Here is a 25,145-nt window from a genome sequence, read left to right as displayed (position 1 = left end):
TTCAACCAACGGTACAAACGGTGCATTCTTGGATTTCGGTACCCAAGCGCTTTATCCTGAATTTATGTACTATCGCGGCTACGGTTTTCAGTTGCGTTGCCTCTCGGAATAAAACAGAGGAAACAGCCCCGGGCTTCCGCCATCACGCTTCGGGTATGCTGAACTATGTGGGCAGCTACAGTTCCAGCTGGGCTTCCACGGTCAGCGGTACCAATGGCATGGGCTTGGGTTTCCTTTCGCAGGGCCTCTACACCGGCAGCTCAGACGGCCGCGCCTATGGTCTTCAGTTGCGTTGCCTCTCGGAATAAACAGGGTGCCGCTCGGCACTCGAAAGCTGTCCGCCTCGGCTTCCATTTGGGGTAGACACAGCCAGTAGAAGACGCAGTGCGTCCGTTTATTCCGAGAGGCAACGCAACTGAAAACCGTAGGCACGATAGTTCGGGTTGCTCGGGTCGAGCTCCCTGGTGCCGAAAAACAGAAATCTCCCCTGGTCGCGATGGGACGATGAAGAATAGCTGTATCCGTTTCGACAGCTCTCTGTCGGCGCGCCTGACTGTGCGGAGCGGTAGCCCGGGGCGGCGATTGAAAGCCAGTCGGGACTATCCGCAGCCTCGCGGAGGATCGCCACTCGGAAAGCTGTTGCGGATGAAACGGGAAAACGTTATCTTTGTCCGATATCTCCCCCTTGCGGGAGGCTTTTGCAATGAACATGAACGGAATGAGAAAGTTGCGATTCGACAGGCGGGGGCTCATGGCGGCGATGCTGGTCGTCGGGCTGGCGGGCGGATGGTCTTGTGCGAAGAAAGCGCCCGATGTGACGGCCGGGCTGGCGCGCGAGACGTTTGAAGCGTGGGTGGCCAAATATGCCCCGGCGGCTTATGCCAATCCCTGTCAGGACGTCTATGTCGAATTCGTCGAACGGGGGCCTGAGGGCGGGGCGGTACCGGTGTTGGGGTACAGCTGGCTGACGCTCGATTATACCGGAAAGACCCTTGACGGAACGGTGTTCGTCACCCGGTCGGATTCGATCTCGAAACGGGTCGGGAAATTCTCCTATATGACCCATTATGCCGACGACTTCCTGGAGTTTTCGACCTCGTCGACCAAACTGTGCGACGGATTGAGACAGGCTTTACAGACGATGCGCGTGGGGGACTCGGTGAAGGTCTATATACCGATGAACAAAGGATATGCTGCCGGTATGGGGATGAACAGTGCCTATGCGGGAGAGAGCGGTGTTACTTATGCCATGATGCCCATTATGTTCGAGATGCGGCTGCGGGATCTGACCATGTCGCCGTTCGTCTGGGAGCGGGATTCGGCCGAGCGGTATGCGCGTCAGCATTGGGGGACGGACTATCGGAACGATACCGTGGGGATGTTCATGCACATCGAAAAACACAATCCGACGGGAGATACCATTACGAAAGACTCCTCGGTGTATGTCTTTTACGAAGAGTACTTTATGGATGGTTTTCTGGCCGCGACCAACGTGGATACGGTGGCGGCGAAATGGCACTTCACGGCCACTTCGTCGAACGGCGAGTTGAACGAGACGGCGTATGATCCGTTGTTGTTGCAGGGGAGCGCGGGGGCGAATGCTTCGACGAATAAAGTGTTGTATATCGCGGTGCAGCGGATGCGGAAAGGCGAGGTGGCCGAGGTGGTGACGGTTTCGACCTGGGCGCAGGGGGATGCGGGGAGTACGAACGTGACGCCCGAGGTATTGCCTTATCAGCCGATGCGGTACCGGATCCGGGTGCTGGAGAAGTGGCCGGAAGAGGAGGAAGATGATGAGGCGGATAAGTGATTCTGGCCCCGAATATTAGAAAAGGATGAAGATGGCGGGACGCTTTTCGAAGAGAGGCGCCCCGCTTTTTTTCCACTCCGCGATTCGTTGCGAACGGACGTACTGATCCGGTTCCGCCAGGTCGCAGGCCACGCAAAGATGGGTTTCGGCGCTGCAAACCGCCAATAAATCGTCGAACAGTTTGCGGTTCCGATACGGCGCTTCGATGAAAATTTGCGTCTGACGCTCTTCGTGCGCCCGCCGTTCGAAACGGCGGATCGCACGCTGCCGTTCCGGTGCCTTCACCGGCAGGTAGCCGTTGAAAGCGAATGACTGGCCGTTGGCTCCCGAAGCCATTAGCGCGAGGGTGATCGAGTTCGGGCCGACCAGTGGTACGACTTCGATCCCGTGCCGGTGAGCCGCGGCGACCAGCAGCGCACCCGGATCAGCGATACAGGGAAGTCCCGCTTCCGACATCACGCCGATGTTTTCGCCCCGTTCGAGCAGCGGCTCCAGCATTGGCGCCACCGCTTCCGGCGGTGTGTGTTCGTTCAACTCCGTGAAGATCAACTCATCGATCGGTCGCCGCAGTCCGCTCCGGGCCAGAAAACGCCGCGCCGTGCGCGTGTTTTCCACCACGAAATAGCCGATCTCGTCCAACAAACGTCGGTTCCCGGCCGGCAAGGTGATGTCCCACGAGGCATTTTCGCCGATCGGCGTCGGTATCAGATACAATTTCCCCATGTCGATGAAATCCGGAGGGCGGATGCGTAAGTCAGGTGTTTCAAATTATCCCACATCGAGCCGCACGACGGTAATCCCCGCCCCGCCGAACTCCTCGTGTTCGTCGGTGGCCGAAACCACCAGCGGCACCGTCCGCAAGTAGCGGCGCACCTCCTCCTTGAGCGCCCCCGTCCCCTTGCCGTGCAGGATCGTCACCTGCGGGAAGCCCAGCATAATCGCCTCGTCCACAAAAGCTTCGACGCTCTGCAATGCCTCCGCCGCCCGCATCCCGCGGATATCCAACTGCTGCTTGAAGTTGAGCCGCTTTTTCGACGTGTCATAGCTCTCCGCCGCCGTGGATGCCATCGGGAAGGAGGAGCCGCTTTTCCGTTGCAATTTCTTGTATTCCGCGTGGGAGACGATCTCCAGCCGACTCTTGTCCACCACGGTCGTTACGTGTCCGAACGCCACCGTCGCCTTTCCTGAACCCTGCAAGGCGAGCACTTCGCCCGCCGCCTGTTGTCCCTTGATCCGGACATGAAATCCCACTTCAATCTCTTTGGGTTTGGCCGGTTTCTCCGGCGCAGTGCTCTCATCCGTCTCCTCCGCTGCCGCACGTTGCGCCTTTCGCTCTTTTCGTCGCTGTTCGCGCTCGCGCAACTGCTTCATTTTCTTGGTGATCGGATCGTCGGCCTCCGATGTCGGCAATGCTGCCGTCTCGCTCCCCGCGATCAACGTGCGGAAAGCGTCGAATTCTCCCCGCACTTCTCTCGTGCGCTCCCGTTCGGCCTGAGACTCGCGAATCTCGCGGATCGTGCGCTCGATCCGACGATTGGCCTCTCCTAAAAGCCGTTCCGCCTCTGCGCGAGCCTCGTTCAATATCTTCGCTTTCTCCGTCTGGATCTCAGACAGTTGAAGCTCGTATTGAGCCGCCGTCCGGTCTATGTTTTTCTCGGCCTGCCGAATCCGTTCGCGTTTCGATTCCCAGTACCGCTTATCCCGCGCCGCTTCGCGGATGTGTTTCTCGGCATTGGCCTGTGCCGCGCCGATCTTTTCCCGCGCCGCCTGGACGATCTCTTCGGGCAAACCCACCTTCCGCGCGATCTCGAATGCGAACGAACTCCCGGGCCGTCCCATCTCCAACCGAAACAGCGGGCGGATGTTCTGCAAGTCGAACGCCATCGCGCCGTTGGCAATCCCCGCCGCTCCTGCCGCGTAGTATTTCAGGTTGGCGTAGTGGGTGGTGATAATCCCCCGCACGTGTCGCTCTTCGAGCCGCTGGAGCACCGCTTCGGCAATCGCTCCGCCGGTTCCCGGCTCGGTGCCCGAGCCGAACTCGTCGATCAGCACGAGCGACCGTTCGTCGGCACTCCGCAACACGGTCTTCATGTTCACCAGGTGCGAGGAGTAGGTCGAAAGGTCGTTGTCCAGCGACTGCTGGTCGCCGATGTCGATAAAGAGGCTGTCGAAAATCCCCATCCGGGAGTCGCTCTCCGCCGGCACCAGCCAGCCGCATTGCAGCATGTATTGCAGCAGCCCCGCCGTCTTCAGGCAGACGGATTTCCCGCCCGCGTTGGGCCCCGAGATCAGGAGGATATACTTCTCCGCGGTCAGCGTCAGGTCGAGCGGAACGATCGCCTTCTGCTCCCTCTTCAAGGCCGCTTCGAGCAGCGGATGGCGGGCCTGATGCAGATGTATGGTCGCCTCGTTCCGCAGTTCGGGCAGTCCGGAGTCGGTCTGTACCGCATACCGGGCCTTGGCTTCGATGAAGTCGAGGTCGGTCAGCAAATTGCCGGCCCGGAGCAAAGCGGGCAGTTCCGGCCGGAGCCGGTCGGCGAAGGCGGTCAGGATGCGCACGATTTCGCGCCGCTCTTCGTTGGCCAATTCGCGGAGCTCGTTGTTGAGTTCGACGACTTCGATGGGCTCGATATAAGCGGTGCGTCCGGTCGCCGATTCGTCGTGCACCAGCCCTTTGATTTTCCGTTTATTGACAGCAGCGATCGGAATCACGGTGCGACCGTCGCGCACCGATACTTCGCTTCCCGCCTCGACCCATCCGGCGGCCTGGGCCTGTCGCAGAATGGCCTGAAGCCGCTTGTCCGCCTGCGAGGCTTTCTCGTATTGTGCCTGTCGCAGTCGGGCGAGCTCGGGCGACGCGTGGTCGCGAACGAGACCGCTCTCCGGGTCGATCAGTCGCCCGATCTCCCGGTGCAGCAGGGTGAAGTCTTCGACCGTCGCCGTGCGTTCGCCGAGCAGCGGATAGAGCCGGGAGGTGGCATCGCCTCCTTCGTCTCCCCGCCGGAAGAAGCCGCTCAGCAGGCCGATCTGCTCCAAAGCCCGTTGCAAATCGACCAGTTGCGCCGGTTCCAGATAGGTGTTTTCGATCCGGAGCCGGCGCAGAAAGGTGTTGATATCGGTGTAATGACCGCCCGGATAGTCGCCCTCTGCGGTCAGGATGTCGCGCATTTCGGCGGTTTCGCCCAAGATGCGGGCGAGGGTCGGGAAATCGGTGGTGAACGCAGCATCGCGCACATGCTGCCGTCCGGTGTCGGTGCTACACAACAGCGAAACAGTGTCCCGAATCTGTGCGAATCCGATGCGCTGTTCGAAATCGTGCGGATAGATCATGGTCAGTCGTTCTTTCTGCCGAATACCGAGAAGTGGATATACCGTCCCGGCCGAGCCTTCATGTCCTGCAACAAAAAGGTCAGATCGTTCGACGCCTGGGTCAGATTGTCGTACAGTTGCCGGTCGTAGATCAGTTTTCCTGCGCTCCCCTCCGCGTTATTGATCGCCGCGAGCGCATCGTCGAGCCGTTTCACCGCCGTCGTCGCGTCGTTCAGCAAGGTCGGCAGTCCGACGCTCAGCGTGTCGGCCATCCCTTCGACCCGTTCGACGATATCGGTCATATGCGGCGCCGCTTCGGCCAGCTGGCTCGACAAGCGGTTCAGGTCGGCCAGCGTCTGCCGTAAATTTCCCGCCACCATCGCGTCCAGATTGCCGCTGATCGAGTTGGCGTGGGCCAGCACGCCCGACAGATTGGCTACATTCTCCTCGCTCAGCACCGCATTGATCCCGTCCAGCGCCTTCGAGATGCGCGTAACGAGCGTCGTCGCCATCTCCTTGAGCTGGTCGTACTCGGTATTGACCATTTGCAGGATGCCCTGTTCCATCAGCGACCGAATGGTGTCGCCGTCCGTCAGCGTGCTTTTTTCGGAGCCCAGTTGCAGGTCGATCACCTTGGCCCCCATCAGCGAAGCGCTGGTAATCTTGGCCTTAGAGTCGGTCGGTATGGGGTAGTCGCGTTTGACGGAAAATTCGGTGACGACTTTACCCGTCTCCACATCGTACCACACCTGTTCGACCGTCCCCACCCGGAATCCCTTGATCGTGACCGGTGACGAAGCCTCGATACCGTCCGAGTTGTCGTACACGGCGTAATACGTATTGTCGCGGCTGAAAATGTCGCGGCTTTTGATGTAGTTGATACCGAGATAAAGCAACAGCAACATGGCGATGCCGAACATCCCGATCCGCGCTTCGCGCGAGAATTTTTTCTTTTTCATCGTATTCTGTCTATCGGCCGGAGACGCAGGAGATCCCGGCACGTCGAATCACCGTCCGATGGCTTCGGCCAGCGGAATCGGCTCGTCGTGCCGGAATGCGACCATAAATGCATCCGGAAAGGTGCGACGCACCTCTTTTTGCAAAAGTAACGCTTCTTCGTAAGAAAAACACTTTCCGTAGAAATATTTGTAGCGCCCGTCGATCCGCATTTCGGTGATGTGGTCGGCATAGGGCCCGAACTCGGTGCGGCTGATCCGCATCCGGGCGAGCGCGCTTTTGAGCTGGATGCGGTAGACGACATCCCGTCGTTGGGTCGGTCGCGGTCGGGCGGTCGGCGCCGGAGTTGCGACCGGGCGTTCCGCCGGTCGGGGGGCCGGTTTCCGGGCAGGTGTTTTCACCGGGAAGTCCGGCGTGTCGGTATTCGTCTCCCGAGCAGGTTTGTGGGTTGGTCTCGGAGCCGGTTGCTGAGGCTTTTTCGGTGCCGCAGCCGGTTCTTTTTTCGTCGGCGGCGGAGTGGCGAGGGCGCGGCTGTCGGTCTGTGTCTTGTACGCTTTCACTGCCCGGAACAGCGCGGCGGCGATCTCCTCCTGTCCCGTCTGAGATCCTAAATATTTAGCTTCCGCCGGGTTCGAAATGAATCCCACCTCGGTCAGCACGCTCGGCATCGGCGTGCGCCACAGGACGAGAAATCCCGCCTGTTTGACCCCTTTGTTCTGCCGTTTGGCCCGGGCGACGTATTGATCCTGAATCTGTTGCGCCAGCGAAAAACTCTGGCTCCGGTAGGCGTACTGCATCAGCGAGAAGAGGATCAGCGACTCCGAGGAGTTCGGGTCGTAGCCCTCGTACCGCGAAGTGTAGTCCGCCTCGAGGCCGATCACGGCGTTTTCGCGCATCACGACCGAGAGGTTCTCGTTGCCCTTGTCCTCCCCCATGACGAACGTTTCGGTGCCCGCCGCGTTCCGGTTCGGGCTGGAGTTGGTGTGGATCGAGACGAAGAGGTCGCCGTCGGCCTGTTTGGCGATTTTGCTCCGTTCGTCCAGCGCGATGAAACGGTCGTCGCGCCGCGTGTAGACCACCCGCACGTCCGGCAGCTGCTTCTCGATGAGCCGGCCGAGTTTCAGAGCGATCCCTAAGTTGATCGCCTTCTCCTGTTGCCCGTTTCCGACCGCTCCGGGGTCTTTGCCGCCGTGTCCGGGGTCGATGACGATACACCGCACGGCGCCGGTGGTCTCCTCCTGTGCGGCGCGGGCCGCCCCGCCGAGCGGGGGCAGCATACTGAGCAGGAGGAAAAATACGTTCCTGAGGTGGGTGCGGAGCTTCATGCCGTACTGCTTTGCGATTCCCCGAAATTCCGTTATTTTTGCAAGTCGCTTCGCGGCTCGGCGAAGTGCGGGGGAACGAAGGACAAAAATAACCTATTTTCATCGGAATTTTGCGCGCGGCACTACGAAAACGAACTCTTTTTGCGTTTCTGCTATGGGTGGGGGCGGTTGTTACGGCGTTTCCGACGCCGGTGGCAGAGGCTGCGGTTCGGTCGGCTGCGGCGGCCGATTCGGTGAAACGGGACACGCTGCCGGACATCGCCTCGCTGTTCGATACCTTGCCTCCGGTGGCGGCGGATCGGGCGGATACGGCGGCAGTGGCGGACAGTGTGGCGACGGGAAGGGACACCTTGCCGGCGGTGCTCGGCGAGCGGAAGAGGCGCGGGAGTACGCTCTCGGAGCGGGTCACGTTCAAACAACGGGACTCGTTGGTCTACGACGTGCGGTCGGGGAATCTCAATATGTACGGCAACGGGCGGGTCGAATATACCGACCTGAAGGTCGAGGCGGAACACATCAAACTCAATCTGGACGAAAAAAACGTGGCGGCGTGGGGGTATGTCGATACCCTCTCCGAAAAGTACGTGCGGCCGAAGTTCAGCCAGTCGGATACGGATTACGAACTCGACTCCGTGCGTTATAACATCGACACCAAGAAGGCACTGATCTGGGGAGGATATACCCGCGAGGGCGAGGGGATCATCTCCGGCGGGCTGGTCAAGAAGATGCCTGACGATGTGCTGCACATGAAAGGGGGGCGGTACACGACGTGCGATGCGGAGTGTCCGCACTTCTACCTCCAGATGACCAAAGGGACGGTCGAACCGAAGAAAAAAGTGGTCTTCGGGCCGGCTTATATGGTGGTCGAAGACGTGCCGATCTATCTGCTCGGGGTGCCGTTCGGCTTCTTTCCGCAGCAGGGGGCCCGGCATTCGGGCTTCATCATCCCGTCGGTCGGCGAGGAGGTGGTCAAAGGTTTCTTCTTGCGCGACGGGGGCTTCTACTTCGTTTTCAACGATTACGTCGACCTGAAACTGACCGGGGGCATCTACACCCTCGGCTCGTGGCAGGCGGGAGCGGCGTCGAGCTATCGGCGGCGGTATAAGTTCAACGGGAATTTCCAGTTCGATTTCGCCAAAGACATTTTCGGCGAGAAGGGGAGTGCGGACTACGTCAATCAGCAGAACATGCAGATCCGGTGGACGCACCAGCAGGATCCGAAGTTCCGGCCCAATTCGACCTTCTCGGCCAGCGTCAACTACTCCACGAGCAAGTACAACCGCTACAACGCGACGAACATGAACGACTACCTCTCGTCGCAGACCAGTTCATCGATCGCCTACTCCAAAAACTGGGTCGGGAAACCGTTCTCGTTCTCAATGAACGCCAGCCACAGCCAGAATATGCGTGACAGCAGCATGTCGCTCACCTTGCCGACCTTCGTCTTCAACGTCACGCGGATCAATCCCTTCAAACGGAAAAATGTGATGGGCAAGGAGCGGTGGTACGAAAAGATCGCCTTCACGTTCCAGACCAATTTCTCGAACAGCGTCTCGAACTTCAAGCAGGACGAGTTCATGAAACGGGATATGTTCGAACGGATGCGGTTCGGATTCCAGCACCAATTGCCGGTGAACGCTTCGTTCAACGTCCTGAAATACCTGAACGTGACGCCGGGGTTCAACTACACCGAACGGTGGTATTTCCGCAAGATTTATCAGGACTGGAATCCGGAGACCGAACGGGTCGAAAATACCGATACCACGCACGGGTTCTATCGGGTCTACAACTATGCGGCGTCGCTGTCGGCCAATACGCGGCTTTACGGGATGTATGAGCTCGGGCGGAAAGGGAAAATTAAATTGCGGCATGTGATGACGCCGAGCGTCAGCTTCTCGTATGCGCCGAACTTCGGGAAGGAGCGGTACGGCTATTATCGTACGATCCAGAGCGACAAGCATGGTGGGACGACGACCTATTCGCCGTTCGCCAACGAAATGTACGGGGTGCCGGGGAACGGCGAGAGCATGTCGCTGGGGTTCAGTATCGGGAATACGTTGGAGATGAAAGTGCCCAGCGCGCGGGATACGAGCGGCTTCCGGAAAATCAAGATTCTGGAGGCGTTCAATATCAGTTCGGGGTACAATTTTCTGGCCGACTCTCTGAAACTCAGTGTCTTCTCGGTCACCGCTCGGACGACGCTCTTCAAGGGGGTGAGTCTGAATATCAATGCTTCGTTCGACCCGTATATGGTGGACGAAACGGGGCGGCGGATCAATCGCTACGTGGCGGCGCACGGCAAGGGGCTGGCGCGGCTGACCTCGTTCAATACGGGGTTCAGTTATGGGTTCAGTTCGAAAGCGCGGCGCACGACGGGCGGCTCTTCGGGGCCGGCGGCGAGCAACAATCCGGACAACAGCACGTTGAGCGATGTCAATGCGGCGATGAACGATCCGAATCGGAACGGCGGATTTTTCAACCAGACGGAGAATCAGTATGCGGCGGCGATGCGGCGGGCGCAGTTGCTGGCCACGCAGTACTATGATTTCAATATTCCGTGGAGTTTTTCGTTCAATTACAGTTTCAGTTTCAGCCGGCCGGGCAATCGGATTACGCGGTCTCAGACGGTGAGTTTCAACGGGTCGGTGAACCTGACGGAGAAGTGGGCGGTGGAGTTCGGGGCCGGGTATGACTTCGAGATGAAGAAATTGACGCCGGGGACGGTGCTGATCCGGCGTGACATGCACTGTTTCCAGGCTACGTTGTCGTGGGTTCCGATCGGTTTCCGCCAGAGCTGGACTTTCTCGCTGCGGGCGAAATCCGCACTGTTGTCCGACTTCATCAAGTATAAGAAGAGCAATAGCTTTATTGACAACTATTACACTTATTAGCGTGGTGGACGGAGGCTCGTGTATTTGGAGAGGTTGTCTGCGTGTGGACAAAGAACGGGGGTAGAGGCTGCCAGTTGAAATGCGTAAGCATTTCCCGTCCACGGGACGTGGGGCCCGCGCGGCCTGAGCGCAGTCTCCTCCTGTAGTCAAAGCCGCGCGCCCCGCTAAAGGAGCGATTCAACTATTTCGGTGATAACCAAATATAGTTGAATCGCGTAGGCGCGAGTTTGATAGAAGTGGATCAAAGCTCGACCGCGCGCCACGCCTTAAGAGGGAAATAGTCAAAACTCGCTTGCGTGTTTTGACAAGATTTCCCAAGGCGCGCGAAAAAGCGGCGGAGCGAAAGCGGAGCCGCAGTGAGGCTGACACGGGGCAGAGAACTGGGCTGTGCTTGGGGCTGTGACTGTTCTTTGGGCTCGAAAACCGGTTACGGTTTTCGAGCCGCGCTGGGCCGAGCTGTTGGCTGAGCTTTTGCGGCTCGCAGAGCCGCCGGGCTTGCGGCGGGGCATCTTCGATGCCCGGGCCGGACGCCGCAGCCCGCACCCGACAGAATTGGACGAAAGTCCGAAACCAAATGGGCCGAGCTTCTGCGGCTCTTAGAGCCGCGCAGTCCGCCGCCCCGGCAGGCGGAGGGCTGCAACTCGTCGGTGCTCGTTGCTGCTCACCGCTGGCGGCGAACTACTATAGGCCGAGAGCGAATAGCGCGATTCAGAGAATCGCCGTCTTCGGCGCGCAGCGAACGCCGAAGGCGGGCGCCGGGGGGCGCGCCCGAGGAAGAATGGACGAACAGTACAGAATGGGGCGTTGTAGTTGCGGTTTGAAGAACCGCGCGGGCCGGCCGCCTGCCCACGGGCGGCCCGCAACACGCCGCTCCGCGTCGAGAGTTGCCGTTCCTCCCGGGCGTCCGACCCGCTATCAAGTTAGAATAGGGGTAGCTCCAGCCCATTGCCCACCGCGGGCCCGCGGCGTTTATTCCGAGAGGCAACGCAACTGACGACCGTAAGTGCGGTAGTACCAGTGACTGGGCTGGACAGCCTCCATGACGAAACGCAAATAAATGCCGTTCGTCCCATTGGTCGAAACCGACCAGACAGCACCCTCGTAACCGACGTTTGCCGGTTCGCCCGAACCGGCGCTGCGGAAGTCCGGGGCGGGAAACCTCTCTATAACCGATTTTTTCGGTCAATCCCTTGAAAAAGATATGAATACACTTCGAAAAGTGGTTTTCTATACCCTCGGTTGCAAACTCAACTTTTCCGAAACGGCAACCATTGCCCGACAGTTCAAAGAGGGCGGTTTCGTGCGGGCCGGAAAGGGAGAACGAGCCGATATCTGCGTGATCAATACCTGTGCGGTCACGGAACATGCCGAGAAGAAATGCCGGAATATCGTTCGGAAAGCAGTACGGGAACACCCCGGAGCCATCGTTGCCGTGACCGGATGTTATGCCCAGCTGCGGCCTCAGGAGCTGGCCCGGATCCAAGGGGTGGATATCGTGACGGGAAATCACGAGAAAGGAATGCTTTACGACCAGGTGGCCGGACTATTGGGGCGAGGCGAGCGGACGGTCGAAGTACATGCCTGCGCCGCTGAGGAGATTCGATCGTTTTTTGCGGCTTTTTCCGTCGGGGACCGTACCCGGGCGTTTCTGAAAGTGCAGGACGGATGCGATTACCGGTGTGCGTATTGCACGATTCCGGATGCCCGGGGCGCCAGTCGCAATATCCCCGTGTCGGAGCTGGTGGCCGAGGCGCGCGAAATCGCGTTCCGTGGAGTGAAAGAGGTGGTGCTGACGGGGGTGAATATCGGGGATTTCGGTCGGACGACCGGCGAACGTTTCCTGGATTTGATCCGTGCGCTGGAGGAGGTCGAAGGGATCGACCGCTACCGGATATCCTCCATCGAGCCGAACCTCCTGACGGATGAAGTGATCGCATTTTGCGCTCAGTCTGCGAAGTTTATGCCCCATTTCCATATCCCGTTGCAGGCGGGGACGGATCGGGTGTTGCGGATGATGCGTCGGCGGTACGATACGGCGCGGTTTGCGGAACGGCTCGACCGGGTGCGCGAGGCGATGCCGGATGCGTTTGTCGGAGTGGATGTGATTGTAGGGTTTCCGGGCGAGACGGAGGCGGATTTCGAGGCGGCGTATCGTTTTCTTGCCGAGCGGATACGACCGGCGTTTCTCCATATCTTCCCGTATTCGGTGCGGCCGGGGACGCCGGCGGCGGAGCTGCCGGATCGCGTTTCGCCGCAAGAGGCCGCGCGGCGGGTGGAACGGCTGGGCGAGTTGTCGGCCCGGTTGCACGGAGCGTTTTACGACCGTTTCGTCGGTTCGGTTCGTCCGGTGCTTTTCGAGTCGACGGTGCGGGAGGGACAGATGGTCGGATTTACGGACAATTATATCCGGGTCGCGATGCCGTATCGATCGGAGGTGGTGAACCGGATCGTGGCGGTCGAACTGGGAGAGGGTCGGACGACGTCGTCCGGATATGCGGGCGGCGAGGAGTGTTTGTCGGGTCGGCCGCTCGAGATAGGGTAGAGAGGTTGCCTGTTGCTTGGGGTAGAGGCTGCCGGTAGAACGCCCTGTGGGCTCGTTTATTCCGAGAGGCAACGCAACGGAAGACCGCGGGCACGGTTGTATGTGCTGCTCGAGAGAAGACTTGTCGTATAGAAATCCAGACTCACACCAAAGATATTACAGGCTGACGAAGACCAATTGTAACCACCCTGGCCGATACCACTGGGTTCGCCTAAATGAGTGTTGCGGCAGCCCGGCGCGGGATGCGACTCCTATTTCCGTGTCTCCGGCGGCGCTTTCCGCGTCACCTTCCGGATCAGGAAGTTTTTGAAATCCTCATCGGTCACGAAAACCCGTACCGCCTTGTCCGCCGGCAAAATCTGACGGAATTTCGCCATGTAATCCGCCATCAATTTCCGCTCGGCATCCATAACCCCCAGTACGATTTCGAACTGCCGCTCCGCATCGCGCCCCTCCCGGATCGCCCGATGTGCCGCATGCCGTTTCCGGCCCAACTCCCGCCGGGCGCTCCAATATTCGTTGTAAACCGGCCAGAAACGTTGCGATTGCTCCGGAGTGAGTTGCAGCGCATCGCTGAAAAAGCCGATTTTCAGCTCTCTGATTTCATCGGCCTGAGGCGGCCGTTCCTGCTGCGGCATCGTTTCCCGTGCCTGCGCCCCGGTTCCCGAAACACATAAGATAATCAGCCCCCCCAGAAATCCTCCCGCACAGCGAAAGAGTGTGCTCCGAAAGGAGCCGTTAGATGTAAATATGCGGTTCATTTTCAGAAAAATAGCTTGAAATTATTCGTTGTCGTTTTCCAGCAGATCCGCGAGATCGACCCCGCCGTATCCGTAGATGTCCAGATAGTCGGTCACCGCCTCCGCCAGCAACGTCTGCTGCGTCCCATCGTCCTCATCCGACAAGTAGTCCTGCAACTCTTCGATGTCTTCGGAGTAGAGCCGGTATCCCAACAGCGTCTCGCTCGTCTGCCCCTCCTGTACCAATAACTCGCGCTGCTGTGCCCGATATCCCGTGAAATAGAATCCGACGGTCGCGAAAAGCACCAGACAACCGAACGCCCCCGCCAAACCCGCCATCCGTCCGAGCCGCCCCCACCGACTTCCCCCCACAGCCGCAACCCTCTCCGCAGCCGAGTCTTCCGCGACCCGTTCGCGCAGCGTGTTCCGCAACTCCGCAAAATAGCCCTCCGGCACCCGATACGGATGCCCTTGCCGAGGCGTGTGCGACGATATGTTCCGAGGCGTGTTCATGTGTGCGATTTCTGCGTTGCTTTGTCCCTTTGACGCTCGGCCCGGAGCGGAGTTTAATCCCGGGCGGAAATTATTTTATGGCCCGGAGCCGATTATTCCCCCGAGTCGGAAGTCTCATCGAGAGTCGGGGTGAAGTCCGAACCCGACCACTCTTCCCGCACCCACCGTTCGACCTTTGCCGCCGCGTGGTGGTACGAAGCCTTCAAAGCGCCCACCGATGTCTCCAGTACCGCAGACATCTCTTCGTAAGGCATTTCGTCCCAGTACCGCAGCGTGAAGACGGCCCGTTGTTTGGCCGGCAGCCGACTGACCGCCCGCGCCAAGGCCCGTTCGATGCCCTCACCGTCGATCAGCCCTTCGCTCCCCGCGATGCGGTCGAACCCCGCGCCTCCGTCGTCTAAGGAGGCGAAAAGTCCTGACCGCCGGCTGCGCAGCAGGCTCAGCGACTCGTTGATCGCAATGCGATAGAGCCACGTGAAGAGTCCCGAATCGCCCCGAAAGTCGCCCACGGCGTTCCAACCCTTCAGGAAGACGTTCTGGACGACGTCATCGGTGTCGTGGTGGCTCACGACCAGTTTCCGCACCGTCCAGTAGATCCGTTGACTGTACCGATCGACCAGTTCGACGAACGCGGCTTCGCGTTCCGTCGGGTCGGCGGAGCGGAGGCGGTCGAGCAGTCGGGTGTCGTCGGTAGCGGTCATGGTCGATTCTTTTCCCGGTAGACGAGCGGGGTTATTTCAAGCGGTGGAAGTAGTAGAGTTCGTGTTCGGGCAGGAGTTCCGGGTGGAGAATACGGATCAGGTCGGCCAGCACGCGATCCGGTCGCACGACGCCGGATTCCCAGAAGTCGCTCCCTCCCTTCGGCGTGATCCGCGCATTGTTGTTGAAGACCCGTCCCTCGCGCACCACTGGCAGCCCGGCGAAACGATGATTGTCCGCTTTCAGCTGCGCCAGGTTTTGCGCCATCCCCGGCGCCAGCCAATAGTCCGCCTCCTGCATCAGCACCCAGGCGTGTTCGGCGCTCACCGGCCGGCTGGCGTCGTTGTCCGTCCCCCGGCCGAGGTAGTCGCCTCCCGCCTCGCGCACCAATCGGGCCATATAGCTCCGATCTCCCGGCAGGTACCAGACGTCGCGATACGGCGCATTCAGCATCACTTTGGGGCGCCCCACGGCCGAACTGTCCGACGCCGGAATCCGGGTGGCCAGTTCCCGGTAACGCGCCTCGATTCGGTTGAAATACAAGATCGCTTCGTTCAGTTTCCCGGTCAGCAAACCGAACGGCACGATCCACTCCGCCCGGCCCAGCGGATCGTTCTCCAGATAGTCGGCGATATAGACCACCGGCAGCCCCAGCTGCCGCAACTTCGTCACCGCCGTGTGCTCGCCCCCCACGCCGTAGATGAAGACGACGTCGGGCCGTAGCGCGACGATGGTTTCGAAGTCGAGGTTCGTGTCGTAGCCCACCTCTTTCACGGCTCCGGTATGTACCGCCGGGTTGGCGATGAAGTCGATTCCCGACGCGCCCCTGACTACCGAGACCTCGCCGAGCGCGTCCAAAAACGCGACGTGGGTCGAAGACATGCAGACGGCCGACCGGATCGGATATCGGATCTCTCCTTCCCGCACCGTGGCCGCCGTGTCAGGAACCAGCCTGTAATCGTACACCGTATTTTCCGCCCCCTGCCACGGATTGCGCACCCGCAGCAGTGTGGAACGGTCGTCGTTCAGCGTGTCGCCCAGCAGTTCGAACCGCTCGGCATACCGGCTTCGATAAATCGGCGCCCAGGCGGTGGTGTCGTCCGCTCCGCCTCTTTCGCCCGAAGGCCCGCCGCACGAAACGACTCCCGAAAGCACCGCACAAGAGAGGATGGAGGCCCGAATGGTTCTGAGGATGGGGTTGTCGAACTTCATACGACAAATATAGTGAATGGGTTTGGAACGAAGTTTGCTTTAGGAGGGAAATAAACACCAATCATCGTTTCACACTATAAACATTCTATTCGTTATGAAATTCGAACTTCCTGCTTTACCGTATGCGCTCAATGCGCTCGAACCGACCATGAGCGCGCGCACGCTCGAATTCCACTGGGGGAAACACGAGGCGGCGTATATCAACAACCTCAATGGGTTGATCGAGGGGACGCCGCTCGAAAACGACACGTTGGAGGAGATTGTCCGCAAGGCGGACGGGGCGATCTACAACAATGCGGCACAGGCGTGGAATCATATCTTCTTTTTCTTCCAGCTGGCGCCGAACGGGCAGCATGAACCGAGCGGTCTGCTGCGGGCGGCGATCGACCGCGATTTCGGCTCTTTCGAGGCTTTCCGCGAAGGGTTCGCCAAGGCGGGAGCGACATTGTTCGGATCGGGTTGGGCCTGGTTGTCGGTCGATGCGGACGGACGGCTGGCGATCACTCAGGGGCCGAATGCGAAGAATCCGTTGCGTGACGGGGCGATTCCGCTGCTCACGGCGGATGTCTGGGAACACGCCTATTATCTGGACTACCAGAATCGTCGGCCGGACTATTTGGCGGCTTTCTGGAATCTGGTGGATTGGAAGGTGATCGAAAAACGGTACGAGGATACGTTGTAGGGCGGGCCTTTGTACATTACGGGCTATCTTTCGTCGGCTGTCGGTTTCGACCGGACAGGGGTGAAAGACGGCCTTTTTTCGTGCCGGCGCCGTTTATTCCGAGAGGCAACGCAACTGAAGACCGTAAGCACGATGGTTTGTATGGGAAGAATCGAAATTTGTCGGGCCGAAATTCAGAAACATTCCATTGTTCTCTTGGGTAGACGCAGACCAACCGTAACCGTATTCGCCGTTACCGCCCGTTATGCCCAATCCGGAGTTGCGGTAGCCCGGGGCGGTGTCGCTCGGCGATCAAACCGGATACCCATGATCCGATAAACTTACCGAAAATCGATGATTTCGGTGTCCGGGTGCGAAGCCCGATCGAAACGGAACGTCTTGTCCGTTACCGGAATGTTGACTTTCCACTCTTTGATTTGCAGCTCGATCGGGCGATCGTTTCCCGTCGCCGCGATCGAGATGCGTACCGGCAGCGAGGTCGCCGGATCGATGTAAAGCGTCAGAGCCGTGTAATCCGCCGTCGTCTGTTTCGGTTTCAAATTCACCACCTGCAATTTCTTTCCCTGCGTCGTCGTGATGGCCGGTAAAGAGCTGTGTTCGAAATCTTTCGGATCGACGTTCATTAACTTCGCCGGATTGGAAAGGATGTTCGGATCGGCCGGATCGAGCTGCTCGACAGTCACCTCCTGTGCCTTCGGCAGGTAGTTCCACAGCGTCGTCCCGTCATAATAGAGCTCCTGTCCGAAAACCGAGGCGGCGAATCGCCTACCGCTCACCGTCAAGGTTCCTGCCGTCGTCCCCTCGCCTTCAATCGTGGCGGTGAAGCCCACCCGATAGCTCTTGTAGGACTGAATTTTCGTGCGCACAGCGTTCAGCAGCGTTTCCGAATGCTGGTCGGCCCGGACGGCGGCGAAACTCAGGAAAAGGATCGAAAGGAGGAGAAAACGTTTCATAAACAGCTTGAATCGCAATGGGTTATAGGTTGTCGAGGATCATCTCCAGCGACATCGGATCGGTGACCAATACCTGTCGCGGTTTCCCGCCTCCCTCGCTGTGCCCCACGATGCCGGCAGCCTCCAACTGGTCGATCAGCCGTCCTGCCCGGTTGAACCCGATCGAGAATTTGCGCTGAATGGTCGAAGCCGAACCCTGCTGATTGGCCACCACGTAGCGTGCCACCTCCTCGAACAGCGAGTCCCGTTTGGCCAGCACATCGCCGCTCGCCGCAGAAGACGATGAGTCGTCGCCCTCCGGCGTGTATTCCGGCAGTTCGTAAGCCGACGGATAGCCCTGTTGGTGCTCGATGTGATCCGTAATCCGCTCGACTTCAGGCGTATCGATAAAGGCGCACTGCACGCGTGTAACTTCGCTCCCCGTGGAGATGAGCATATCCCCGCGTCCTACCAGCTGGTTGGCTCCCGGCTGGTCGAGAATCGTCCGCGAGTCGATCATACTGGTCACCCGGAACGCGATCCGTGCCGGGAAATTGGCCTTGATCACCCCCGTAATGATATTTGTCGTCGGTCGCTGGGTCGCGATAATCAGGTGAATCCCCACCGCTCGTGCCAGCTGGGCGATTCGGGCAATCGGAGTTTCGATCTCCCGCCCGGCGGTCATAATCAGGTCGGCGAACTCGTCCACGATCACCACGAAGTAGGGCAGGAACCGATGTCCCTTTTCCGGATTGAGCCGCCGGTTGATGAACTTTTCGTTGTACTCCTTGATGTTCCGCACCTTGGCCGCCTTCAGCAGGTCGTACCGGGCGTCCATTTCGATACACAGCGAGTTGAGGGTGTAGATGACCTTCTGCGTGTCGGTGATAATCGCCTCGTCCTCGGTCGGCATCTTGGCGAGGAAGTGCTTTTCGAGCTTGGAGTACAGCGTTAGTTCGACCTTTTTCGGGTCCACCAGCACGAATTTCAGTTCGGCCGGATGTTTCTTGTACAGGAGCGAGGTGATGATGGCGTTCAGCCCGACCGATTTCCCCTGTCCCGTCGCCCCGGCCACCAACAGGTGGGGCATCTTGGCGAGGTCGAAGACGAATGTTTCGTTCTGGATCGTCTTTCCGAGCGCCACCGGCAGGTCGGCCCGCGAGTCGTGGAATCGCGGCGATTTGATGACCGAGTACATCGAGACGACCTCCTTGTTTTTGTTCGGCACCTCGATCCCCACCGTCCCCTTGCCCGGAATCGGCGCGATGATTCGTATCCCTAATGCCGAAAGGCTCAACGCGATGTCGTCTTCGAGATTTTTGATCTTGCTGATCCGCACCCCGGGCGCCGGAACGATCTCGTACAGCGTCACCGTCGGCCCGATCGTCGCTTCGATCGTGTCGATCCGGATGCCGAAGTTTTCGAGCGTCGTGACGATCCGGTTCTTGTTCTCGACCAACTCCTGGTCGGTGACGACCACCCGTTTCGTATGGTCGTCCAGCAGCTCGATCGGCGGTTTCCGGTAGTGCGACAGTTCCAAAGTCGGATCGTACAGGTCGCTGTTGTTGATCACTTCGTCCTCCACCTGCTCCTCTTCCGGCTGCTCGACGATGAAACTCCCCGTCTCCTCTTCCCCCTCCGTCGCATGCAGTTCCGGCTGTCTTTCGGTCGTCGGTTCGGGTGTGAAGACCGGTCGCTGCGGAGCCACAATCGGCTCCTCGACCGTCGGCTGCAAAGGTATTTTTCGTGCCGTAGTCGCCGGTTTTTCCGTTTCCGTTACCGGTGTCGGTGCCGACATGGAAGGCGGCATAGCCGGTTCGTCTATCGGTCGCGTCGCGACGGTGAACGGTACCTCTTCTTCCACCGCTTCCGTTCTTTCCGGCACGATCCCTGTCGGAACAGGCGGTGCGATCGAGGCCGAGTAACGATACGGATCGTAATAGTAGCTCTGCCAGTCGAACGAGTAGATGATGGGCTGGCTCCACTCGTCGTAGCCCATCAGGTAGCCCCACGAACCGTCGTAGTTCTGTACCAGACGTGCCCGTTCAGCCGCCTCGGGCCGATAAGCGGTCTCGTAGGTGAACGCACTCTCCTGTGCCGTCCAGTTCGGATCGACGAAAGGCGAATACCCTCCGTTCTGTATCGGGTACTCCGGATACATCGGCGCATCCGGCTCGATCTCCGTTCCCATCATCTCCATCGCCAAAGGCGGCTGTTCGTAGACGGGCGGAGGAAGAGGCACCGTTTCCGGTTCGTTCTGCGGCGCAGCTTCGGCTGCGGTCTCTGCGACAGCAGGAGCCGGTTTCGCCTCCCCATCGGTCGGCGGTGTCGCCGGTTCCGCATCCATTCCTGGGGCCGGTTGTTGTTCGGCCAATGCCTGCCGCCGGACTTCCGCCTCTGCCTTGAGGCGCATCATCTTTTTCCGGGCCTGCAAACGTTCCAGCTCTTGCCGCACGTGTCGCTCTTCACGTTTGCGCCGGGCGTATGCCCGGTATTTCGAAACGGCTTGCCGGATGGCTAAATGATTGGCGTAGTAGAGAATCCCTACGAACGCTGCGATAATCAGCAGCGACGTCCCTTCGTATCCGATCATGGCGTTGAGCCATTGGGCGATAAAGATGCCGTGAGCTCCGCCCCATCCGGAGCCGATAATTTGCGGGTCGGGGCCGAAGAAGTGTCCTGCGCCGATCGACCCGACGATCATCAGCAGGATGAGCGATCGGATAACGCGCCGGATCCGCAAAGCCCTTACCCGCAGCAATTTGAGCGCGATGCAGAAGAGGATGACCGGCACGAGTTCACCGAAGATGCCGAACCAGCGGCCGATGATGCTTTGTGCGAGAATAGCTCCGATGCGTCCTCCCCAGTTCAGGGCGTCCTGCCGCACATCGACGAAGAGGTTGCTCCACGTCGCGATGTTCTGGTCTACGTCCCAGTAGATGAGGTAAGAGAAGGTCGAAACGGCCAGATAGCCCGACAGGAAGAGCAGGATCAGGCTGAGCCAGATATACCGGTCGGTGTGGTTATCCTGACTCTCCGGATCGATCCGCGACGCGGGACGTTTGGTCGGTTTCGCCGTTTTATTGTTGGAGGAGGAGGGTCGGGTGGTCGGCTTCGTTTTGGCTCGATTCGTCGGGGTCGCCGCGCCCGATCGTGACGAAGAGGCCTTGCGGGTGGCGGCAGGTGAGTAGTCCCGCCGGGCCCGGCTGTTATCGGAAGCCTCCGTTGAAGCCGTCCGCCGGCTGGTCACCCGTTGCACCCGCTCCGTCCGGAGCCGATCCGGGGAGGACGCACCGGAGCGCTCCGCCGGTTTGCGGCGGAGTTCCCGATCGCGCTGTGCGCGTCGGACGAGTTCGTCGGTTTGTCGTTTGCCGGTGGCCATAGGGTGTTATCGCTTCCGCAGTCGGGCGGCGTATTGTTCGGCGCGGAGCTGCAGTCGTTCGGCTGCTTCGGTTCCGCCGGTGCTGATAAAATGGTGTGTCGGAGCCTCTGTCGTGGCTCCGTCCGGTTCGTAAAGCAGGCCGGATGTGGCTAAAATCTCTTTCGTGTGCCGCGCAATGGCCTCTGCCGGATCGATCAGGCGCATATCGCGTCCGTTGATGATGCGTTCGATCTGGGGCGCGAGCAGCGGAAAGTGGGTGCAGGCGAGTACCAGCCGATCCGCTCCCGCCGCTAACAGCGGTTCGATATAGCCGCGCAGCAATCGCTCCGTCTCCGGCGCCTCTTCGAGTCCCTGTTCGACTGCTTCGACCAGTCCGTTCCCGGCCACCGGAATGACCCGCACGCCCGAGGCATATCGCCGGGCCGTAGTCCGGAACATCTCGCTGCGGACGGTAAATTCGGTGCCGAGCACGCCGATAATACCGCTCCGCGTCGTCTCGGCCGCCGGTTTCACGGCGGGTTCCAGGCCGACGAAAGGCATCTCCGGCCACTCCTCCCTGAGTGTCGCAATAGCCGCCGTCGTAGCGGTATTGCAGGCCACGACGATGATCTTGACCCCCTCCGTCAGCAAGGTCTCGACTCCGGCCCGCACCAACTGCACGATTTCTTTCCGTGCTTTCCCGCCGTACGGACAGTGGGCGGTATCGGCCCAGTAGATCGTCTCCTCGTGAGGCATCGCCCGGACAAGGGCGGTCCGGATGCTGATGCCGCCCATGCCGGAGTCGATGATGCCGATGGGGGAGCGAAAGTCGGGGTGCATGCGTGCGTCGGGTTTTACGGGTAACAAAGATACGAAAAAGGAGGACGCCGTCGAAAATTTTCGGCGGCGTCCGTCAGGTATCGAATCGGAAATCCGATTATTTCGTAATCCCGAGCGATTTCTTCACCAACGGCAGCACGTTGATCATCTCCGATTCGTTGTAGTAGGCCAAAGCCCCCGCAACGAGATCGAACACAGCCGTCAATCCCTGTTCCTTACCTACTTTCACGACCGCCGCCTGTGCCTTTTCCATCACCGGACGGAAGAGTTCCATCTGTTTGTTGTTGAGCTCCTGTTGGGCCGACTGCTGGAACTCTTCCAAGCGGGTTTGCAGATCGAACAACTCTTTCTCCTTTTGTTTCCGGATGGTTTCGGACATGGTGCTGAGCCCGTTGGTAAACTCGGTGCTTTTTTTTGTCATTTCTTCGCGCATCGAGGTGAACTGGCTTTCGAGGTCGTTGCTGAGCTGTGCCAGCTGTACCCGCACCGAGTCGCTTTCCGGCATCGCTGCGATCAGTTCCTGCGAGTTGATGTAGCCGAACTTCTGCTGTGCATTCGCCATCCCGGTGCCGATAAACAAGAGTGCCGCCGCAGCCGCGACGAAGAGGGATTTCTTTGCAATTTTCATGGTGTGATATGTGTTATTTTGTTTTCCGATTGGTTTCTCTATGCAAACATCGTGCTTTTTTTCGAGATTAGAAAGTCTGGCCGAGCGAGAAGCTGAATTTGCTCCCCGCAGCCTTTCCGTTCGAGTCGGAGGTCTGGTCGAAGCCGTACCCCCAGTCGATCCCGAGCATCCCGAGGTAAGGCAGGAAGACCCGCAGCCCGATCCCTGCCGACCGTTTCAGGCTGAACGGTTTGAACTCTTTGAGTTCGGTAAAAGCGTTCCCCGCTTCGCCGAAAGCCAGTGCATAGACCAAAGTTCCCGCCGTCCGCACCAGCGGATAACGTACTTCGACGGTGTATTTGCTGAATATCCGGGCGTAAATCCCGTAATCCGCCATCGGAGTCAAGGCATTGTTTTTGTACCCGCGCAACCCGATGGTCTCCACCCCGTACATACTGTAGCCCGACAATCCGTCCCCCCCCATCTGGAACCCTTCGAACGGCGAGGGCTTGTTCTTGTCGTAATGTCCCAGGTATCCGAACTGCGCCCGCGCCATCAGCACCAGTTTGTTGTTGCTCGAAAGCGGCACGAACCATTGGGCATTCAGCTGCCACTTGTGGTATTCGATCCATTTGTAGCGTTCGCGGTCGGTCATGGGCTTGCTGTAGTCCTTCCCGTCGAATGCCGACCACGGCGGAGTCAGCGCCGCCGAAATGTCGAATTTCGATCCCCGGGTCGGGTATTGCTGAATGTCGTCCACCGAGTTGCGCGACAATCCCAAATTGAGCGCCAGCGTGTTGCAGCTCCCGTCCTTGACGATGAAGTAGTCCCAGTTATAGAGGTTGTAGGTCTGCATCGTCAGTCCCGCCGACAAGACGAAGTATTGGTCCGGCCAGTTGAGCCGTTTCCCGATTCCGACCGTTCCGCCGATGGTTCCGAAGTGGGCCGTCGCTTTCTGTCCCAGATGATAGGCGTTGGTCTCGCGCGAGGTGTAGAACGATACCGAGAGCGAGGTCGGTTTCCGCCCTCCGAGCCACGGTTCGATGAAGTTCACCGACAGTGCCCGATAGTAGCTCCCGTTGGTCTGCACCTGGAGCCCGATGGTCTGGTTGTCTCCCGCCGGATACGGTCGCCAGGCCTTTTTGTTGAAGAAGCTGCGCAACGAGATGTTGGTGAAATTGACTGCTACAGAGGCAATAAACATCCCGGCGCCCCAACCCCCGGAGAGTTCGAGTTTGTCGTTGGGCACCTCGGTCAGCGAGTAGTTGATGTCCACCAGCTCCTGCTGTACGTTCGGATTGACGTTCGGCATCAGCGTGGCGGCGTCGAACTGTCCCATGGTCGCCAGCCGCTGGTAGGTCTGCATCAACAAAGCCTGGCTGTAGAGTTCGCCCGGCATGGTCGAGAGTTCGCGACGGATCACATGGTCGTTCGTCCGTGTATTCCCGTCGAAGGTAACGTTCTTGATCCGGAACTGGCTCCCCTCGATAATCCGGATCTCGACGTCCACCGAGTCTCCCGGCACGACCGTCTCCACCGGATCCGCCATAAAGGCCAGATATCCCTGATCCTTATAGGTATTCGCGATCGACATGTCGGTCGGCATCTGTCCGTTGAGCCGGGTGTTCATCGTCTCGCTGTCGTACACGTCTCCTGATTTCAGGCCGATCGTCCGCGCCAAGGTCTCCGTCGGATAGAGGGTGTTGCCTAACCAACTGATGTTCCGGTAGTGGTATTTGTTCCCCTCCTTGAGTTTGATGTAGATCCCCATCCGCTTCGGTTTGCCGGGAATGGGGTAGAGCGAGTCGGCAACGATCTCGGCATCGCGATACCCCTGCGATTTGGCGTAGTTCCGCACCTTTTCCAAATCCTCTTCGAAATCTTTTTCGTTGAATTTGGAGCTGCGGAAGATGTTGATACTCACCTTGTGTGTCTTCTTCATCGAGCGGGCCAGCTTTTTGGCCGAGAGGTGGTCGTTTCCGGCGAACTGAATCTCGCCGATCCGCACCTTGTCGCCGCGGTCGATGTTGAAGTGGACGATCACCGCCGTCTTGACCAGCGAATCCGGCGTCACCGTGTAGTCGATTTTGGCGTTCCGGAAGGCCTTTTCGTCGTAGTATTTCCGGATGAGGTTCATGCAGGTGGTCAGCAGGTAGTCCGACAGTTCGGCATTCTGCCTCAGCCGGAGTTTCTCTTCGAGGTCTTTCCGTTCGCTCCCCTTGACGCCGACGAAGTCCCAGCCGCGCACCTGCAGCTTCTCGCGCACGTAGAGGTCGAGATCGACCGTATCCCGGTCGCGAATCGTAGTTCCGACTTTCATATTGGCGAAGAACCGCCGGTCGAGCAATCCCCGCGTGGCGATCGTAATGGCCTCTCCCGGAATCGTGATGGTGTCGCCGACCGCAATCCCGAGGTTGTCGACGATCATCTGGGGATCGACCGCCAGAGCCCCGTGCACGCGGATTTTACCGACGACATACGGTTTCGGCTGGGCTTTGAAATCGACCCGCGGCAAGGCGTCGAGCTCCCGGTCGACCGACTGGCCGAGCAGGGAGTCGTAGATCGGCATCATGGAACTCATGACCCGGAATATGGAGTCGGGAGCGGCGATCTGCTGCCCGCGGGCAATAGATACGGCTCCCGTTGTCACGATCAGTATCGTTGCGAAAATCAGTCGTCTTACCATCCTCATGCGTCTCAGTGTTCGGTCTTGTCTCTTTTGACG

19 protein-coding genes are annotated in these 25,145 nt (G+C 59.3%); 5 read left to right on the top strand and 14 right to left on the bottom strand.

Translation table 11 applies throughout. The features are described 5' to 3' along the window. The first annotated feature begins 155 nt into the window (after positions 1 to 155). Positions 156 to 308, top strand: a complete 153-nt coding sequence (locus tag Q9S52_RS03990; RefSeq protein ID WP_304708239.1) for a hypothetical protein — start codon at positions 156 to 158, stop codon at positions 306 to 308. Between the two features lie 86 nt (positions 309 to 394). On the opposite strand, the gene Q9S52_RS03985 is transcribed toward Q9S52_RS03990, so the two are convergent. Beyond that, on the bottom strand, positions 395 to 628 hold the full coding sequence (locus Q9S52_RS03985; RefSeq protein ID WP_304708238.1) for a hypothetical protein: 234 nt from the start codon (positions 626 to 628) through the stop codon (positions 395 to 397). A gap of 90 nt (positions 629 to 718) precedes the next feature. Here Q9S52_RS03985 and Q9S52_RS03980 point away from each other — a divergent pair, with 90 nt between their 5' ends. After that, positions 719 to 1,810 carry an FKBP-type peptidyl-prolyl cis-trans isomerase gene (locus Q9S52_RS03980; protein ID WP_304708237.1) on the top strand — a complete coding sequence of 364 codons (1,092 nt, stop codon included), beginning with the start codon at positions 719 to 721 and terminating at the stop codon, positions 1,808 to 1,810. Between the two features lie 15 nt (positions 1,811 to 1,825). Here the strand turns inward: Q9S52_RS03980 and Q9S52_RS03975 are convergent, their stop codons facing one another. From Q9S52_RS03975 to Q9S52_RS03960, 4 genes are read right to left on the bottom strand one after another with little or no spacing between them, the layout of a single operon-like run. Next, entirely contained in the window at positions 1,826 to 2,533 is a 708-nt protein-coding gene (locus Q9S52_RS03975) for an SAM-dependent methyltransferase (RefSeq protein ID WP_300828886.1), read from the bottom strand. A gap of 45 nt (positions 2,534 to 2,578) precedes the next feature. Then, positions 2,579 to 5,140: an endonuclease MutS2 gene (locus Q9S52_RS03970; protein ID WP_304708236.1), complete on the bottom strand. Its 2,562-nt coding sequence runs from the start codon at positions 5,138 to 5,140 to the stop codon at positions 2,579 to 2,581. Positions 5,141 to 5,142: 2 nt separating this feature from the next. Then, positions 5,143 to 6,078: an MlaD family protein gene (locus Q9S52_RS03965; protein ID WP_304708235.1), complete on the bottom strand. Its 936-nt coding sequence runs from the start codon at positions 6,076 to 6,078 to the stop codon at positions 5,143 to 5,145. Positions 6,079 to 6,126: 48 nt separating this feature from the next. Continuing rightward, on the bottom strand, positions 6,127 to 7,401 hold the full coding sequence (locus tag Q9S52_RS03960) for an N-acetylmuramoyl-L-alanine amidase (RefSeq protein ID WP_304708234.1): 1,275 nt from the start codon (positions 7,399 to 7,401) through the stop codon (positions 6,127 to 6,129). A gap of 158 nt (positions 7,402 to 7,559) precedes the next feature. Here Q9S52_RS03960 and Q9S52_RS03955 point away from each other — a divergent pair, with 158 nt between their 5' ends. Beyond that, entirely contained in the window at positions 7,560 to 10,292 is a 2,733-nt protein-coding gene (locus tag Q9S52_RS03955; protein WP_304708233.1) for a putative LPS assembly protein LptD, read from the top strand. A gap of 1,201 nt (positions 10,293 to 11,493) precedes the next feature. Next, positions 11,494 to 12,834, top strand: a complete 1,341-nt coding sequence (gene mtaB / locus Q9S52_RS03950; protein ID WP_304708232.1) for a tRNA (N(6)-L-threonylcarbamoyladenosine(37)-C(2))-methylthiotransferase MtaB — start codon at positions 11,494 to 11,496, stop codon at positions 12,832 to 12,834. A gap of 251 nt (positions 12,835 to 13,085) precedes the next feature. Here mtaB and Q9S52_RS03945 read toward each other — a convergent pair whose 3' ends face one another. The 4 genes from Q9S52_RS03945 to Q9S52_RS03930 all read right to left on the bottom strand — a co-directional run bounded on the left by Q9S52_RS03945 (position 13,086) and on the right by Q9S52_RS03930 (position 15,998). Then, positions 13,086 to 13,472: a Spy/CpxP family protein refolding chaperone gene (locus Q9S52_RS03945; protein WP_304708231.1), complete on the bottom strand. Its 387-nt coding sequence runs from the start codon at positions 13,470 to 13,472 to the stop codon at positions 13,086 to 13,088. 144 nt (positions 13,473 to 13,616) lie between these two features. Further along, a complete protein-coding gene (locus Q9S52_RS03940; RefSeq protein WP_300730522.1) occupies positions 13,617 to 14,087 on the bottom strand; it encodes a hypothetical protein in 471 nt (156 codons plus the stop codon). A 92-nt stretch (positions 14,088 to 14,179) separates the two neighbouring features. Continuing rightward, on the bottom strand, positions 14,180 to 14,788 hold the full coding sequence (locus Q9S52_RS03935) for an RNA polymerase sigma factor (protein WP_304708230.1): 609 nt from the start codon (positions 14,786 to 14,788) through the stop codon (positions 14,180 to 14,182). 31 nt (positions 14,789 to 14,819) lie between these two features. Beyond that, positions 14,820 to 15,998, bottom strand: a complete 1,179-nt coding sequence (locus Q9S52_RS03930; protein WP_304708229.1) for an ABC transporter substrate-binding protein — start codon at positions 15,996 to 15,998, stop codon at positions 14,820 to 14,822. Between the two features lie 94 nt (positions 15,999 to 16,092). On the opposite strand from Q9S52_RS03930, the gene Q9S52_RS03925 reads away from it, so the two are divergent. After that, positions 16,093 to 16,680, top strand: a complete 588-nt coding sequence (locus Q9S52_RS03925; protein ID WP_294592103.1) for a superoxide dismutase — start codon at positions 16,093 to 16,095, stop codon at positions 16,678 to 16,680. 320 nt (positions 16,681 to 17,000) lie between these two features. Here the strand turns inward: Q9S52_RS03925 and Q9S52_RS03920 are convergent, their stop codons facing one another. The 5 genes from Q9S52_RS03920 to Q9S52_RS03900 all read right to left on the bottom strand — a co-directional run bounded on the left by Q9S52_RS03920 (position 17,001) and on the right by Q9S52_RS03900 (position 25,106). Beyond that, positions 17,001 to 17,633 carry an outer membrane lipoprotein carrier protein LolA gene (locus tag Q9S52_RS03920; RefSeq protein ID WP_304708228.1) on the bottom strand — a complete coding sequence of 211 codons (633 nt, stop codon included), beginning with the start codon at positions 17,631 to 17,633 and terminating at the stop codon, positions 17,001 to 17,003. Between the two features lie 22 nt (positions 17,634 to 17,655). Further along, entirely contained in the window at positions 17,656 to 20,994 is a 3,339-nt protein-coding gene (locus tag Q9S52_RS03915) for a DNA translocase FtsK (protein ID WP_304708227.1), read from the bottom strand. 6 nt (positions 20,995 to 21,000) lie between these two features. Continuing rightward, positions 21,001 to 21,813, bottom strand: a complete 813-nt coding sequence (gene murI, locus Q9S52_RS03910; RefSeq protein WP_304708226.1) for a glutamate racemase — start codon at positions 21,811 to 21,813, stop codon at positions 21,001 to 21,003. 97 nt (positions 21,814 to 21,910) lie between these two features. Continuing rightward, complete coding sequence (locus Q9S52_RS03905; RefSeq protein ID WP_304708225.1) at positions 21,911 to 22,441, bottom strand: OmpH family outer membrane protein; 531 nt, start codon at positions 22,439 to 22,441, stop codon at positions 21,911 to 21,913. A 67-nt stretch (positions 22,442 to 22,508) separates the two neighbouring features. Next, positions 22,509 to 25,106 (bottom strand): outer membrane protein assembly factor, encoded by a 2,598-nt coding sequence (locus tag Q9S52_RS03900; RefSeq protein ID WP_300828825.1) that lies wholly within the window; start codon positions 25,104 to 25,106, stop codon positions 22,509 to 22,511. Positions 25,107 to 25,145 lie beyond the last annotated feature (39 nt).

Origin of the sequence: uncultured Rikenella sp., assembly GCF_948810725.1 — a bacterium.
In the GTDB taxonomy this organism is placed as follows: domain Bacteria; phylum Bacteroidota; class Bacteroidia; order Bacteroidales; family Rikenellaceae; genus Rikenella.
Note: the sequence above shows the minus strand (reverse complement) of the source record. Positions and strands in the feature narration are given on the sequence as shown.

Bases quoted from the DNA above. Each gene is read 5' to 3' on its own strand.
- Q9S52_RS03915 (WP_304708227.1), bottom strand. From the start codon at position 20,994: ATGGCCACCGGCAAACGACAAACCGACGAACTCGTCCGACGCGCACAG.
- Q9S52_RS03980 (WP_304708237.1), top strand. From the start codon at position 719: ATGAGAAAGTTGCGATTCGACAGGCGGGGGCTCATGGCGGCGATGCTG.
- Q9S52_RS03905 (WP_304708225.1), bottom strand. From the start codon at position 22,441: ATGAAAATTGCAAAGAAATCCCTCTTCGTCGCGGCTGCGGCGGCACTC.
- Q9S52_RS03990 (WP_304708239.1), top strand. From the start codon at position 156: ATGCTGAACTATGTGGGCAGCTACAGTTCCAGCTGGGCTTCCACGGTC.
- Q9S52_RS03960 (WP_304708234.1), bottom strand. From the start codon at position 7,401: ATGAAGCTCCGCACCCACCTCAGGAACGTATTTTTCCTCCTGCTCAGT.
- Q9S52_RS03900 (WP_300828825.1), bottom strand. From the start codon at position 25,106: ATGGTAAGACGACTGATTTTCGCAACGATACTGATCGTGACAACGGGA.
- Q9S52_RS03940 (WP_300730522.1), bottom strand. From the start codon at position 14,087: ATGAACACGCCTCGGAACATATCGTCGCACACGCCTCGGCAAGGGCAT.
- Q9S52_RS03930 (WP_304708229.1), bottom strand. From the start codon at position 15,998: ATGAAGTTCGACAACCCCATCCTCAGAACCATTCGGGCCTCCATCCTC.
- Q9S52_RS03920 (WP_304708228.1), bottom strand. From the start codon at position 17,633: ATGAAACGTTTTCTCCTCCTTTCGATCCTTTTCCTGAGTTTCGCCGCC.
- Q9S52_RS03925 (WP_294592103.1), top strand. From the start codon at position 16,093: ATGAAATTCGAACTTCCTGCTTTACCGTATGCGCTCAATGCGCTCGAA.
- murI (WP_304708226.1), bottom strand. From the start codon at position 21,813: ATGCACCCCGACTTTCGCTCCCCCATCGGCATCATCGACTCCGGCATG.
- Q9S52_RS03970 (WP_304708236.1), bottom strand. From the start codon at position 5,140: ATGATCTATCCGCACGATTTCGAACAGCGCATCGGATTCGCACAGATT.
- Q9S52_RS03975 (WP_300828886.1), bottom strand. From the start codon at position 2,533: ATGGGGAAATTGTATCTGATACCGACGCCGATCGGCGAAAATGCCTCG.
- mtaB (WP_304708232.1), top strand. From the start codon at position 11,494: ATGAATACACTTCGAAAAGTGGTTTTCTATACCCTCGGTTGCAAACTC.
- Q9S52_RS03945 (WP_304708231.1), bottom strand. From the start codon at position 13,472: ATGCCGCAGCAGGAACGGCCGCCTCAGGCCGATGAAATCAGAGAGCTG.
- Q9S52_RS03965 (WP_304708235.1), bottom strand. From the start codon at position 6,078: ATGAAAAAGAAAAAATTCTCGCGCGAAGCGCGGATCGGGATGTTCGGC.
- Q9S52_RS03935 (WP_304708230.1), bottom strand. From the start codon at position 14,788: ATGACCGCTACCGACGACACCCGACTGCTCGACCGCCTCCGCTCCGCC.